Here is a 14,294-nt window from a genome sequence, read left to right as displayed (position 1 = left end):
CTCGCTTACACTCACTACAGTAACTAGCAAATTAATAACTAATAGAAATTGCTATGAAAACACATTTATTGATTGCAGCCGTGCTTATGGCCGCAAGTGCAGCGCAGGCCAAAAGCACTGACGCAAAAAAAGAAGGTCACGGCTATTTGGCAATTGGTTACGGGATAAATTACAACAGCGATATTTACAATAATGCCGAGACCTCGCTTTCGCCCACTGTACATGGTGCGTACTATTTTAGTAACGGTCTATTTATCGAGTTTCCAGGCCGCGCTGAGAAGTTTGACCCAGCACTTGCACTCGGTTATCAGTTTTATAAAACAGAAAATTGGGAATTTGATGCCCTACTCTCAACCGCTCATGGGCGAATAAATTACCGTTTTGGCGGGACTCGCTATGAGCTAAACACTTCGTCTTATCTTGGGGTAAGAGCTACAGGGAATGTATTTGGCTTACAAATTAGAACTATTGTTGCACCAAAAGTGATTAACTCAGATTATTCAGATGGTAGATACGCTTCATTATGGATCTCTAAACCTTGGCAATACAAAAACTGGCACTTTTATAGCGCAGTCGGTGCACAATACCGAAACTCGGCCATGTTAGATTATTACTACGGTGGTGCTCCATTTAAAGAATACGATGCCAAAGGCGGGGCTAATCTTGGGGTAAAGCTCGGATTTTCACGCGCTTTAACAGAAAATTGGATAGTCGATGGCCACGTCAGCTACACCAAATATGCATCAGGTATTATGGATAGTCCTATCACTAAAGCAATTGTCAGTTTTAACGATAGAATTGAGCATGGTGAAAGCATTGGCTTGTCACTTAGCTACGTATTTTAAGGAGCTAAATATGAAAATACGACTATTTGGCTTAGCCCTACTGGCAATGCAAACTCAAGCAAAAGAAGAAATTAACGTCCCCGTATGGACCGTAAAACCAGGGCAATGTGTTGCACTCGAACAAGGCCAACAGTGTTTTATCGACCTCTCAGTGACGTGGCAAACCTCGGTGACCGGTAATTTTTGCCTCCATGCCGATGAAAAAGAGTTAGTTTGCTGGCAACAGCAACAAACCGCGAGTTGGCAAGGCGAAATCTTAGTCGAGAAAGACTTACTCATTACCCTAAAAGATAACAATGATATTCTCGCAAGCTATGCGCTGCAATATGCTTGGGTATTTAAACAACAAAAAAGTAACGCGGTGCGTTGGCGACTTTTCTAGGAGTAGTTGTGGTAGCCGAGTTAGTCCTAATAGAAGACGATAAAGAATTGGCCCAGTGGCTGAGTGATTACCTCTCTACCAAGGGATTTTCAGTGCGGCTATATCATGATGGTCAAGACGGGCTGGAGCACGTTTTAGCCTCTCCTCCCAATTTGGTGATTTTAGATGGCATGCTGCCAAGTTTAGATGGCTTTGAAGTCTGCAAGCAACTTCGTCAGTCGCTAAGCATCCCAATATTAATGCTAACAGCAAGGGATGAGGAAATTGATGAAATTATCGGCTTAGAGATGGGTGCTGACGACTATCTCAAAAAGCCAGTAAGAGGCAGGTTATTAGAAACTCGCATAAAAGCGCTATTAAGGCGCCATCATCCTCAAGATACAGCTCCCAAACAAACACTTGAGTTTGGCGATCTCTATATCAATAAAGAAGACAGAAGCGTTACTCTTGCTGGGCAGCCCGTTAACTTATCCAGCAATGAGTTTGATGCGCTTTGGGTACTTGCCAGTAAAGCTGGAAAAATTGTTACCCGAGATGAGCTTACTAAAGCACTCAGAGGATTTGATTATGATGGGTTTGACCGCTCTATAGATTTGCGTGTTTCGCGACTGAGAAAGAAGCTCGGTGATGATGGCCAAAACCCATTTAGAATAAAGACAGTATGGGGTAAAGGATATCTGTTGGCGAAGGAAGTATGGTAATGTGGCGCTTCGTGTTTGCTTTGCTTACCATCTTAACGCTCGCAAGCGTTATCACAGGGCTGATATTTGACTCGCTTATCGCCTCATCCTCAGAGAATAATGAAGCCCACTACGATCCACTGAGCACAACCTCACCAATTATTGCCGCAATGGCTAAAGACAACATACCAGAATCACAAATTATTGCGATCCCACTGCACCAAACACTAACCGCTCAACTTGTACCAAGAGCCGACTATCCACTTCCTGTGAGCTTAAGCCGCAAACTCTCTCAGCAGCGGTTTATTTACCTCGAAAGCGAATCATCAGTAAGCGCTTGCATACTTACAAGCCAAGAAAATGTCTATGTTTTGACAATGCAGAAGCAATTGCAGACTAAATATGGCCTGCTCATGACCTTGTTATTTTACGCTATCGTTATCGTTGTTGTCGTCGCCTTTTTAACCCCATTTATTGCCAGGCTGTTAAAGCTCAAAAATGCCGCACATCAGCTGGGTAAGGGCGAACTCAACGCCCGCGTGCAAGTCGGCACGGTATGGTACTTAAAGGATATTGAGCAAGCATTTAATCAAATGGCACGACAAATAGCCGGGTTAATGACTGACATGAAGCTATTAAGCAGCGGACTTTCTCATGAATTACGTACGCCTCTTGCAAGGGTGAGAATGGGGCTAGATACACTGGCTGAAACTCATGATGATGAGCTGCGGGCACAGTACGAAAATAGGATCAACCAAAACCTTGATGAAATGGAGCAAGTGATTGATGCTATTTTAGATTACGCAAGATTGCAGCACCGTCTTGATGACGTGGAACTTCAGCCTGTTGACTTGAATGCAATGGCTCGCCAGTTAGCCAATAACGCCCACCATCATGACTTAACACTAAAACTTTCGTCAAAGCCTTGCTGGGTCATTGGTGATGGCCAGTACTTACGTATGCTAATCAATAACTTACTATCTAACGCGATAAAATATGCCAACGGTAAAATATCACTAGAAACCCGAGTCGATAATGACAAGGTTAAGCTTATTATTGAAGACGACGGGATAGGTATAAGTAACGAGGTTCGAGACAAAGTGCTACTACCGTTTTATCGCGACGATTCTCAATCGCAATCAGGGTATGGCATTGGCTTGGCCTTTGTGCAGCGTATAGTCACTCGTTTTGGCGGTACTATTGTAATTCAAAAAAGCCCCGCGCTGGGCGGGGCCAAAATCACTGTTTCGCTGATACAGACTCAGCAAAAGTAACGTTAACTCTGAAGCTGTGGTAAGCAGTGCTACAGTTCACCGCTTGGCAACGAAACAATGTACAACAACCTACTATTCAAAGGGAGCTAGGTTAATGTGGTCCGCTGTTGTCAGCAGGCGTTTGCCAATTGCTCTGCCACACGTAGTTACCATGGATATAGAGCAGTTTATCAGACTGAATAAGCCCTCTATCTGCTTCGGTATACCCGAGTGCTTTATCACTCGCTATGGGCGTTGCTAGCTCGGCACGGCTACTCCCGCGATAAGTGAGCGTTGAGTCCACACCGTGGATAATTTCAAATGCGGCGAGATCGTTTTGGCTATACCAGTTATAACTACTTTCATTCACTTGCTCTGTATTCCAGTAAACAATCGGCAAAGTGAACCGGGTTACTGAGGCATTGTCTTTTAGCATGGCCAAAGCGCGATAATCATATTCCAGCGGTGTAAATCCCCCTACAAACGTATGATCTTTTAATAGCTTGGGTTCAGCAGGATCTGCCACATCAAACAAGCTCACTTTGGTGCCAGGCTGCACGTTTCCATCAGGGTCTCCAAGGTGCTGACCTACCCCAAGAAGCAAACCGTCACCAACAGGGTGCAGATAAGAAGAGAAACCGGGGATCTCTAAACTTCCAACGATTTTAGGCTGTGATGCGTCAGATAAATCCAGAACGTAGAGAGGGTCTATTTGTCTAAAGGTCACGATATAGGCAGTATCGTTAAAATATCTAACCGCATAAATATCTTCATCCACAAGCCCCGTATCCGGATTAATTTTGCCAATAGGGGTTGGATTTTGGCTATTTGGTAGCGTCGCCACAGTGTTGAGTTCATTCCCTTGTGGTTTGAGCATATACAACTTATGACTATTACCGATATCTGTATCATACTGACTCGTTACTACGCGCAGAACGCCATCTTTTTCATCAAATCGAGTCGCAGCCATCGTATCGCTAACACGAGCAAGTTGACCTTCCACCTCACCAGTTGCTTGGTATGTCACCCCTTCATCCGTTAACAATAACTTATGTAATACTATGCCTGATGGATCCCAGATTGATGTGTTGACATCACCATCACTGTCATTAAAGGAGTAATTGTAAAGATACACTGCTGTTGCAGACATATAAAAGCCAAAGGTGCGCGTACTGACGCAAGTTGTTTTCACCTCATCAGGATTGCGAATGTCAATCTCAGTCACTGTTGTTAAGCCATTATATCCATCTTGCGCAGTAGCATCTGCTGGCAAATAACAGCCATCTGCGGCAACCAGTGGCGCTACACTTCCTTGCTTTAAATTTCTAAATTGAGGTAATAAATCGTTAATGTTAGTGTCCATTAAGCGATTGTAGCTTGCTACTTTGTCAGCGCTATTAAAACCACTGTAGCGTATAGTATGGTCGGCGATAACATAGAGTTTGTCACCGATTAATCTGCTGCCAACTAGTGAACCATCAATTTGAAAGCGTTTTTCGACCTCAGCCTGTGCGGGTAGGGATACGTTACTAAAAGCAAGCTCAATCACGCCTTGATAATTGACCTCAGGTTGCACCTCTTGCGATGACATACCATCAGCAAAATCATACTCATAGTCCATTAATACGCTGATGAGTTGATTGTTTTTAAGGTAAAGATTTTGGCTTGCAAACTCTGAATCTGATACCGCTAATTCATTAACTTGTGTAGGGACATCCGTAGCTTCTGTATCTAAGATCCTAACGAAGGTTTTGCTGTCAGTATCCGCATATGCAACGCTGGTCGAGCCACCGATAAATAAGTAACGGCCATCGAATTTAATCCGGTCGCTTTCTGATACCCCTTCAACCAGTTGATTGGTGCCTGAGTAAGGTGCACTATCTGTGGTTGCTGATGGGTTTTCCAAATCATCGCCATTATTCAATCCACCGCTGGCAACGAAAATACCGTTTTTGATAAACTGACTAAACTGAGCTGATGAAGCTGACTTCAAAGGCGCAGAGCTATTATTAAGTGCGTTAAGTTCTGGTAATTTATCTTCATCATTGTCGTTACTACCACCACATGCGCAAAGGCTAGCGGCAAGCGGAAGACTGAGCCAAATTTTGCATCTCATGATATGTTTCCTTGTAAGTTAAGTGCCAACGTAAGCCTAAACTTTCACACTAAAATTTCTGTTATCTTCGCTACTTGTTTTGTTATTTAATGTTACCCTTTCTGGTAATTTGTACAGCGACTGGTAAATTACACTGGTAGTAATAATGCGCTTTGATTGACACCTCTAAAAAGCCAGTGCAAAGCCCAAATTCAGAACTGGAGTTCCAAGTTGAATAAGTTATTAATGGCCTTAACCTTGCTGATTACCATTCAGGTAAATGCCACGGCGGTGCCATGTGACGCCAATGACAGCGAGTGTACGCCAGTCGATGAATGGCGATTTGGCATTGCCCTTGGCGGCGGTGTTATCTCCAACCCACTCCATGACGGTGAAAATATTCCCTTGGTTGTTGTGCCCTATATTAGTTATTACGGTGAACACCTCTTTCTCGATAATGGGACTTTGGGCTATACCTTTCACTACACTGATAAATTTGATCTTAGCTTGATCGGCACATTTAATACCGAGCAGGCCTATTTCGAGAAATTTCACCCAAGTAATATATTCGTGCAAAAAATGGGGTTTGATGCCAGCAATGAGCTGCCTGGCGGTGAATTTGCCGCAGAGCAAACCGCAATTTCTTTGGATGATATCGAGTCGAGAAAATGGGCCATAGATGGCGGCGTTTTAGCCCACTGGATAATGAGTGATAGCGTAAAAATCAGCGCATCATGGCTCACCGATATCACCAACACTTATCAAGGTTACAATGCTGATGTTGGAGTCAGCTATCGTTTTAGATTCGATAGTTCACCTAACACTTATGTGTTTATTAAAGCGGGGCTAAAATGGAAAAGTCGACAACTGGTGGACTATTACTACGGCATAGACAAAGCGGATACACCGAATAGTGAGCTATGGTATAAAGGCAGCTCAAGCTTCCAACCCTATGTTAGCTTTGCCTACTCTTATCCCGTGAGTGAGTCTTGGACCTTTAAATTTAACGCCAAATATCAGCAACTTGATAGCACAATGACAGATAGCCCGATAGTCGAGGATAGCTATACCGCGACGGTTTTTGTCGGGGGAAAATATGAATTTTAGGTTGTACTTAATCATAATTATAATTTTCAGCGCACCAAGTAGAGCTTTAACCAAACCCAACAATGGCATTAATTTAGAAATAAAACCGATTACATGTATGGTGAAACAAGCAGGGCAACGCTGTGAAATGACGGCAAAAATTGCTTGGCAATCGCCCTCTAAAATGAACCTATGTTTATTTCAGGAAAAACAAAAATTACAATGCTGGGAGCAGGCCAAGGAGGCAAAATCAACACAAATTATCCAACTCTCAAAGTCCATGCTCTTTACCCTAAAAGATGCTAAAAATAACGTTGTTGCAAAACAAAATATTGAAGTACACACAAGCGTCAACCAACAATATAGACGCAAACTCAGAAGCGATTGGAGTGTGTTTTAATGGCCAAGGTATTACTTGTCGAAGATGATGTAAAACTAGCGGAGTTAACCGCAAAGTTCTTGATCCATAACGGCTTTGAAGTCGTTCAATTACACAATGGTATTAACGCCATTAAAGCCATTGAAGCAGAAAAACCTGACATTCTCATTTTAGATATTATGCTACCGGGACTTGATGGTTTTTCTATTTGCAAAGCTGCGCGCGGTGAGTTTAAAGGGCCGGTTTTATTTCTTACCGCCAAAGACAGCGACTTCGACCATGTAAAAGGGCTTGAAATCGGTGCTGATGATTACATTATCAAGCCTGTTGAGCCATACGTACTGCTTGCCCGTTTGAATGCGCTATTAAGACGTACACAAAATGATGAAGTTCAGTCTGATTCTATTACCTTAGGCGAATTACAAATAGATAAATCGGACCGTAAGGTCTATTTGGCTGGAGATGAGGTTGAGCTCACGAGCTATGAATTTGATTTGCTAAAGACATTAGCAGGCCATGCGGGCGAAACGCTGAGTCGAGACTATATCTATAAACATGTTGTTGGCCGCGAATATGACGGATTAGATAGAAGCGTTGACGTACGTATTAGCCGTTTGCGTAAAAAGCTTGGCGACAATCTAGAGCAACCCGCGAGGCTTATTACCGTGTGGGGTAAGGGCTACCTCTGCTCTAAGTCTGCTTGGGGCTAGTGTATTTGTGCTAAAGCTATTACTCAGCCTCTATTTGGCTGTGTTTACCAGTATTGTCGTTATCAACCAAGTGAGCGAAGCCATTTGGTCTCATTGGGTGCACTCCGCGCCCGATGAGTTGCGACATGCAAAAGCAGTTGCCAACACACTGAAATCCACGATTTCCTCAGACCAGCTACCCCAAGAGTCAGAAACGCTCAAAATACTCAACATGGATGATGTCGCTTGGCTGCCTGAGCAAGCCAGCACTTTAGTTCAAGGGGGGATTTTAACGAGTTTTGACGATGAAGGCCGCGCTTGGCTGACTTTCAAAGTACCTGATTCAACGTTGCTGCTGCAATTAGGGCCATTAGCACCGGCGGCTTCTGCTGCCAACAAACAATGGATCATCAAGTTGCTTTCTTATGCCGTGCTCGCGTTTTTACTGATGCTGTGGATAAGACCCTTGTGGCTTGATTTATTGCAACTGAGATATATCACCGAAAACCTCACTCAAGGTCAACTACCTAAAGCGACCCGACATTCCCGATTTTCTGCCATTTCAAATTTAACCGAGCAGATCCGCGACTTAGCATCTCAAGTTGCAAGGCTCATTGAAAACCAAAAACTACTCGTTAATGCGGTTTCTCACGACCTGCGCACTCCACTTGCTCGACTTAAATTTGCTTTAGCTATGCTGCCGGAGCAAAGTCGTGAGCAAGCAAGTGATATGGCGGACGATGTGGTCGAAATGGAGGCAATGATTGATGAAATGCTAGCTTACGCACGGCTTGAATTTGAAGTAGAGAAACTTGAGATAACGCCAATTGACCTTTGTGAACTTGTCAGCGATCAGATAAGCAAACTCAATAAGCTTACCGTTAAAAAAATAACGTTCAAGAAAATGAGTAATACAGTCATCATCTCTGGCAACCTACATTATCTTTCTCGGGCTTTGCAAAATATTGTACAAAACGCTGATAAATATGGTCGCTCAACCATAGCGATTAATATTGAGTGTGACAAAAGCAATGCCTATATCCATATTGAGGATGACGGTGATGGAATTCCTAAATCTCAGTGGGAGTCGGTTTTTATTCCCTTCTCACGCTTAGATGAAAGTCGCAGCAAAGATAACGGTGGTTATGGCCTTGGGTTGGCTATCGTGCGTAAAATCGCCACTTGGCATCGCGGCAGTTGCCATGTTGAGTTCTCCGAACTTGGCGGCGCTAAGTTCACTCTGACTTTGCCACTGGCAAAGTAGTTTATCTAGAAGTATGTATAGCGGTGGATACCGCATAAAACAAAGATTTTACCTTTACCATTTTATTTGAGTAAAATTTTTATACCGGTTGTATTTAAACATGACTTACAAGGAAAGTTTATGGCTTTATTAGATCAAAGGTCTCTCCATCATATTGATCCACGCCTAGCTGGTGTTGAGATGCAATTAAAAGAGGCCTATTACAATTTAGATAAAACCACATCCAGTTTTGATAGCGATCTTGACAATAAATTGAAGCCACTTGAACGCTATAAGTGGTGGGCAATTGGTATTGCAATCCCCTTACTATTTCTTGCGCCTTTTCTCTTAATCTCAATAATTCCTATCTACTTTTTGTTAAAACACTCTCTTGAGTCTTTCACCAAGGGTGTGTTAACTCGAGCTTACATGATGGCGCCAATTGCTTCGGCGCTTAACTTAGAGTATTCAGCCGGCGGTAATTTACTTATCTGCGAGGAAGCTATTAGTGCAGGTATATTAACCAAAGGAGGACGAGCTGTAGCTGAAGATGGATTTAACGGCGAAGTAAATGGCATTCATTTTTACTTTACTGAAGTACATATACGCACACATCATCAGAATAATGACAGTAAACGTTTGTTTAATGGTGCAGTTATAAAACTGAGTATGCCTGAACCTGTAGATACTCCAATCGTGGTGTTACAAGATGCGGGGCTTTGGAATATGCTGATAAATCGACGTCAATCTCTAAAAGGATTACAGCGAGTTAAATTTGCACAAAGAGACTTTGAAAAAGAGTATCAAGTCTATGCTAAAGATGAAGAAACCTGTCGCGAAGTACTCACGCCAGAATATATGGCGAAATTATCGCAAGTCAAAACGTTCTTTTCATCCGGTAACCTACCAAAAGGGTTAAAAATCCCCGAAGTAAAAGCCCAAATGTTTATTGAAGGTAGCGATATACTGATCTCTCTTGACTATGGCGCCAACTTATTTAACCCAAAAAAGCTGCAAAAAGAGTACGATCCCAGCTGGGCAGAAGACATAGCAAAACAACTCTTACTGATTGAAAATCTAGCAAAAAGTCTGGTGCACTGATGCTAGACTTAGATAGTTTATGGTTGAAAATGCAATAATCTAACGACAAACACAATGACTGTTATAACCATTACAAAAAAGCTCTGAGGTCCTTAAACCAACTTAGCTATTTTTTACACTAGGTTAGACACGGAGTTAGTTCAAAGATGATACAGTGTTCTCTGTTCAAAAGAATAATGTAGATCGCTTACCCCCTGCTACTGTAAGCAGGTTTATCTAGCGCTTAAGGAAAACAGCATGAATATTATAAAACCCGCCACCCCCTTACTTTTTGCAGCCGTCATGCTCACCAATCATGTCCATGCTAACGAAGCCTTTCCAACGCTAAAAGGACCTTGGCTCGGCCAGACACCGCCGGGGTTAACCGCGCAGCTTTTTGCCCCCGATATCATCTCGATTGACGGCCGTTATGAATTCGGCGTGTCGTTCTCTCCCGACCTTACAGAAGTGTATTTTACTGCCTTTGAAGAGCAAGAAAATGTGGATTCAAGCCCACGGATCATGTATTCAAAAATAGAAAATGCACAGTGGACTCAACCTCAAGCAGCAAATTTTACTGATGGAAGAATGAGTTATGAACTGGTCCCCCATGTAAGCCTGAACGACAACCGGATTTACTTTACCGCGCGTTCAGATGACCCCAAAGCGTCCGGAATTTGGTACGTTACTCGTAGCAAAGGTGGCTGGAGTGAGGCTAAAAGGTTCGATTCAGCAATAAATACGGGAAAGTTTTCAGACTTCAACCAAAGCGCAAATGGCGACACTGTTTTTTCAAATATGTCAGAACGCAAAATGTATACCGCTGAAAATAAAAACGGCGCGCTTACGACTCCCAAAGCCATTGATATTGAGTTTGGATTTCATGGTTTTATTTCGCCCGCTAACGATTACCTATTGGTTAATAGCCGTCACAGAGGCGATAAAAGTCGAAAAGATAACGATCTATATGTCTATTTTAAGGAGCAGGATGGCACTTGGTCGAGCCCTATAAACTTAGGTGAAGGGGTCAATACCCCGTATTCAGAAACCGTCCCAAGAGTTACACCCGATGGTAAATACCTGTTTTTTGGCAGATATAATGAACCCGGTAATGTATCAAACATTTATTGGGTAAGCACCGAGGTCATTACCCGGCTAAAAGAAGCTTATTTTGCAGGAAAGTCGACTAAGCAGATTTAGCAACGTGTTAGATGTGGCAGCTCAGCTTAGAGCTGCCAGCTACCTATCTTTAATTGCTGATGGCTAATTTACACTGAGCCGAACTATTTTTCTCGTCCTGCAAACTCTACCTCAGCCATCTCGATAGCACCGCGTTTTTGCATGGTAATAAATAAGCGTTTACCCTCCCCACCACCAAAAGCCACATTGGTCGGGTGCTTGCCTTTCAGTTTAATTTCTTTCATTAGCTTGCCCTGAGGTGAAACCACAGCGACCACACCAGCGCCATAACGGGCGATATAAAGATTGCCTTGGTTGTCAGTACGCATACCATCTAAGCCAAAATCGGTAAACGAGATAAATAATTGTTTGTTACTAATATTGCCTTGTTCATCTAACTCATAGCGCCATACTTTACGTTGCACGCTTTCATTCACATAAAGCGTTTTATTGTCAGGGCTAACTTCTATGCCATTGGTGGTGCCCATATCCGCTTCCAATAGGGTTACCTCTCCACTTGTATTTATACGCCAAAGGTTACCGCTGCTGGCTTGCCAATTAGGATCGCTGGCGAAAAGAATTCCGTTGTCCATGCTCGCAAGGTCATTAGGTTGATCCATGCGATTATCGTGAGCAAATACCGTCACGGATTGTGACAAATCACCACCTTGTGCAAGTGCCGATTTGGTGACTTTAAGCACATTATGATTGACGTAATCGGCTATATACATATTTCCTTGCTTATCAAAGCGAATACCGTTACCAATAGAGCCATTTTTTAACGTCAGCAGGGTTTCGGCTTTACCTTGTGCAGTCACTTTACCAATAGTGCCTTGCTGCTGATGGTTAACCGCATATAACACGCCTGCATCGTCCACCGCAGGTCCCTCAATACCTTGCGTGAAAACACCATCCGTTATCCAATCTTGTGTATCTACAACCGTGTTGGCAGCTACATAACCACTGCTCTGTAGCAAAAATAAACTGAGTATGACCTTTCTCATGAGTTTCCTATTTACAATGAAGGAAAAGCGCTCGAACTGGATATATTCCTGTTATGACCACTTCATCCGTTAAATTTTGCAGCGCTAGCAGTTGGCTATCGAGGTGCGGAACTTGTAAAGCCCCTTTACAAACTTCAAGTACTTGCTGACTCAATGCAATAAACTGCGTCACCTTTAACGCCGTTGAGTGTGCTTCTGTAGGTTTTGGACTTTGCTGTAACAGTGTTAACGCCTCAAGCCCCGCTTGCCAGCGTTGCAATATCGCGCCAATGTACGCTAAGACAGTGTTATCACCAGCGATATAGCTTGCGACTCGCTCCTCAAGCAGCCTCACCTGACGGCTTTCAACCGCAACATAGTCGACAAATTTATCAAGCGCTGCAAACTGGTGGTACTCGTCGTTTAAGAACTTAATATGGTGACGCGTGTAATAGTGACTTGGCTCTACAAGCTCAGCAAGATGAGTGAGTAATGCAAGCGTAGCCTTACGCTTTGGCTCATCCAAGGTTGTGCTGATAAGCCTATTAAAACCCACTTGTTGCTGCGTTTTATGACCTAAGCCAATCACGTTATGTGCAAAATCGCTAATATGATCCAATCGCGCGTACATCTGCTTGCTATCCGTAAGCGTTTTAGCGGACCATAAACGCTCGGCAATCACAAAAAGTCGCGGCCATATTCTGACATCAAGATTATGTTCGGTGACCATTTCGCTCCAAATGGTCGCCTCGCCACCTAAAATATGTCCGTCGTTTACTTGGCTCAACAGTGTTGAAACCTTGACTGGTTGTGGTTTTTCAAGCGCCTCAAGTGTGAGCGGATAACGGCTATTACCAATCATTACCGCGCCTTGTTGCTGTGCTTTATGAAACTCAAACTGTAACGGTCCCATCCAACTATCCATGGTAGCGGCAAATTGCTGAGTCTTGCTAGTAATTGGCCTATCTGTTTGTGCTAGCTGATGGCGGTTGTTATTTAGCTTTATAAGTACTTGTTCACCCAACACCACAAGCTCCCCTTTGACTGCGCTACCTTTTAGGCGTGGGATCGTAAAGGCTAAACTTAATACTCGCGGTTGAGTGAGATCCACTGTCGGTAGCACCGGATGTGGGTCGTTACGGTAATGAAATGATGAATACTGCGGCTGATCAATATAAAACCCGGTTGATAAAATGCCTTGATAACCTGCTTCTGCAATTGCATTCAACGAATCATGACCACGCCAAGACTGCACGACAGTATCCGTAGGCAACGCCGGATGAAAAATTTCATCCCACCCCATCATCACACGTTGATGCTTAGCAATAAGCTTTTGTACGCGAATATTAAAGTAGTTTTGCAGGTCGTGACCGTTTTTCAACGCATGTTTTGCCATTAGTTCCTGTATTTCAGAGTTTGCCAACCAATGCTCAGGCTCTACCTCGTCACCACCAATATGCAGGTAGCCATCTGGAAATAAACTCGCCATCTCAGCCAGTAAATCGTCGATAAAGGTGTACACATCAGGACTTGCGATATTGAGCAGGGGCTTAAATACTCCCCAATGGCGCTCCATCTCATAAGGTTGCGCTTTAGTCATCAGCTCTGGGTAAGCGACGGCAATCGCGCTTGCATGCCCCGGCATACCAAATTCAGGCACCACGCGGATCCCTAAAAGGCTTGCATACTCAATCACTTCTTTCACTTCTGATTGACGATAATACAATCCGTCTGAGGCCAGTTGAGTCAGCTTAGGAAACACCTTACTTTCCATTCGCCAGCCTTGGTCATCAGTTAAGTGCCAGTGCAAAACGTTTAGCTTTGCCGCAGCCATACCATCGAGTTGGCGCTTTATTGTCGCGATTGGCATAAAATGGCGAACACTATCAATAAGTAGCCCACGCCAAGGGAAACGGGGACTATCGCTGATAGCCGTGTAAGGGAATGTTAACTGACCCAAGACTTTGCTCTGAGCTAGTTGTAACAGGCTAGCAAGACCATGCTGCGCGCCGAAAACGGAGGTTGCGCTAAGCACTATTCCACCCTTTTCAATTTGAAGCTGGTAGTCTTCTGGCATATTCAGCTGAGGAAACTGTAACTCGGTTTCGATATTTTCCACGCGAATGGTTAAGTCCGCTTTGCCATCTTTTACTACCCGTAAAGGGATAGGTTTTCCAGTAATGCGCTCAATGTATTGCTGCGTTCTGGCGAGCAGAAAAGCCTGCCTTTGCGCACTAAAGCCGTGCATCGAAACCTTGATTTCGTTATCAAACACCAGCGAGCCTTCGGTCATACTTACTTGTTGTGGCATAGGCATAAGCGACAGAGGCGTTGCCTTTGCAGTTAAAATCGGCAACAACACGATGAATAAAAAAAGACTAAAGTACATTCTCATAATGA

The 14,294-nt window shown here is 43.6% G+C and carries 13 protein-coding genes; 10 read left to right on the top strand and 3 right to left on the bottom strand.

Annotated features, from left to right (window positions below; translation table 11 throughout):
* Nucleotides 1–53 precede the first annotated feature (53 nt).
* From PPIS_RS20290 to PPIS_RS20275, 4 genes are read left to right on the top strand one after another with little or no spacing between them, the layout of a single operon-like run.
* Nucleotides 54–845 carry a MipA/OmpV family protein gene (locus PPIS_RS20290; protein ID WP_010375655.1) on the top strand — a complete coding sequence of 264 codons (792 nt, stop codon included), beginning with the start codon at nucleotides 54–56 and terminating at the stop codon, nucleotides 843–845.
* 10 nt (nucleotides 846–855) lie between these two features.
* Complete coding sequence (locus PPIS_RS20285; RefSeq protein ID WP_010375654.1) at nucleotides 856–1,227, top strand: DUF3019 domain-containing protein; 372 nt, start codon at nucleotides 856–858, stop codon at nucleotides 1,225–1,227.
* An 8-nt stretch (nucleotides 1,228–1,235) separates the two neighbouring features.
* The gene (locus PPIS_RS20280; protein WP_010375653.1) at nucleotides 1,236–1,928 is read left to right on the top strand and encodes a winged helix-turn-helix domain-containing protein; all 693 of its coding nucleotides are present in this window, start codon (nucleotides 1,236–1,238) and stop codon (nucleotides 1,926–1,928) included.
* Nucleotides 1,928–3,181, top strand: coding sequence for a sensor histidine kinase (locus tag PPIS_RS20275; RefSeq protein WP_010375652.1), 1,254 nt, complete (start codon nucleotides 1,928–1,930; stop codon nucleotides 3,179–3,181). Before PPIS_RS20280 ends, PPIS_RS20275 begins: the two co-directional genes overlap by 1 nt.
* Before the next feature lie 91 nt (nucleotides 3,182–3,272).
* Here the strand turns inward: PPIS_RS20275 and PPIS_RS20270 are convergent, their stop codons facing one another.
* Complete coding sequence (locus PPIS_RS20270; RefSeq protein ID WP_010375651.1) at nucleotides 3,273–5,276, bottom strand: beta-propeller domain-containing protein; 2,004 nt, start codon at nucleotides 5,274–5,276, stop codon at nucleotides 3,273–3,275.
* A 210-nt stretch (nucleotides 5,277–5,486) separates the two neighbouring features.
* Between PPIS_RS20270 and PPIS_RS20265 the strand changes: the two genes are divergently transcribed.
* The 6 genes from PPIS_RS20265 to PPIS_RS20240 all read left to right on the top strand — a co-directional run bounded on the left by PPIS_RS20265 (nucleotide 5,487) and on the right by PPIS_RS20240 (nucleotide 10,932).
* A complete protein-coding gene (locus PPIS_RS20265; RefSeq protein ID WP_010375650.1) occupies nucleotides 5,487–6,362 on the top strand; it encodes a MipA/OmpV family protein in 876 nt (291 codons plus the stop codon).
* Nucleotides 6,352–6,741 (top strand): DUF3019 domain-containing protein, encoded by a 390-nt coding sequence (locus PPIS_RS20260; RefSeq protein ID WP_010375649.1) that lies wholly within the window; start codon nucleotides 6,352–6,354, stop codon nucleotides 6,739–6,741. The genes PPIS_RS20265 and PPIS_RS20260 overlap by 11 nt, the downstream gene beginning before the upstream one ends.
* Nucleotides 6,741–7,430, top strand: a complete 690-nt coding sequence (locus PPIS_RS20255) for a response regulator (protein WP_010375648.1) — start codon at nucleotides 6,741–6,743, stop codon at nucleotides 7,428–7,430. The genes PPIS_RS20260 and PPIS_RS20255 overlap by 1 nt, the downstream gene beginning before the upstream one ends.
* Nucleotides 7,431–7,437: 7 nt before the next feature.
* Nucleotides 7,438–8,673, top strand: coding sequence for an ATP-binding protein (locus tag PPIS_RS20250; protein WP_010375647.1), 1,236 nt, complete (start codon nucleotides 7,438–7,440; stop codon nucleotides 8,671–8,673).
* A gap of 120 nt (nucleotides 8,674–8,793) precedes the next feature.
* Nucleotides 8,794–9,753, top strand: coding sequence for a DUF3137 domain-containing protein (locus PPIS_RS20245; RefSeq protein ID WP_010375646.1), 960 nt, complete (start codon nucleotides 8,794–8,796; stop codon nucleotides 9,751–9,753).
* A gap of 237 nt (nucleotides 9,754–9,990) precedes the next feature.
* Nucleotides 9,991–10,932 (top strand): PD40 domain-containing protein, encoded by a 942-nt coding sequence (locus tag PPIS_RS20240; RefSeq protein ID WP_010375645.1) that lies wholly within the window; start codon nucleotides 9,991–9,993, stop codon nucleotides 10,930–10,932.
* 83 nt (nucleotides 10,933–11,015) lie between these two features.
* Here the strand turns inward: PPIS_RS20240 and PPIS_RS20235 are convergent, their stop codons facing one another.
* Nucleotides 11,016–11,915, bottom strand: a complete 900-nt coding sequence (locus PPIS_RS20235) for an SMP-30/gluconolactonase/LRE family protein (protein ID WP_010375643.1) — start codon at nucleotides 11,913–11,915, stop codon at nucleotides 11,016–11,018.
* 7 nt (nucleotides 11,916–11,922) lie between these two features.
* Nucleotides 11,923–14,283, bottom strand: coding sequence for a family 20 glycosylhydrolase (locus PPIS_RS20230; RefSeq protein WP_010375642.1), 2,361 nt, complete (start codon nucleotides 14,281–14,283; stop codon nucleotides 11,923–11,925).
* Nucleotides 14,284–14,294 lie beyond the last annotated feature (11 nt).

It is taken from the genome of Pseudoalteromonas piscicida (assembly GCF_000238315.3).
Taxonomy (GTDB): domain Bacteria; phylum Pseudomonadota; class Gammaproteobacteria; order Enterobacterales; family Alteromonadaceae; genus Pseudoalteromonas; species Pseudoalteromonas piscicida.
The sequence above is the reverse complement of the archived record's forward strand: the minus strand, read 5'-3'. Positions and strand labels throughout refer to the sequence as shown.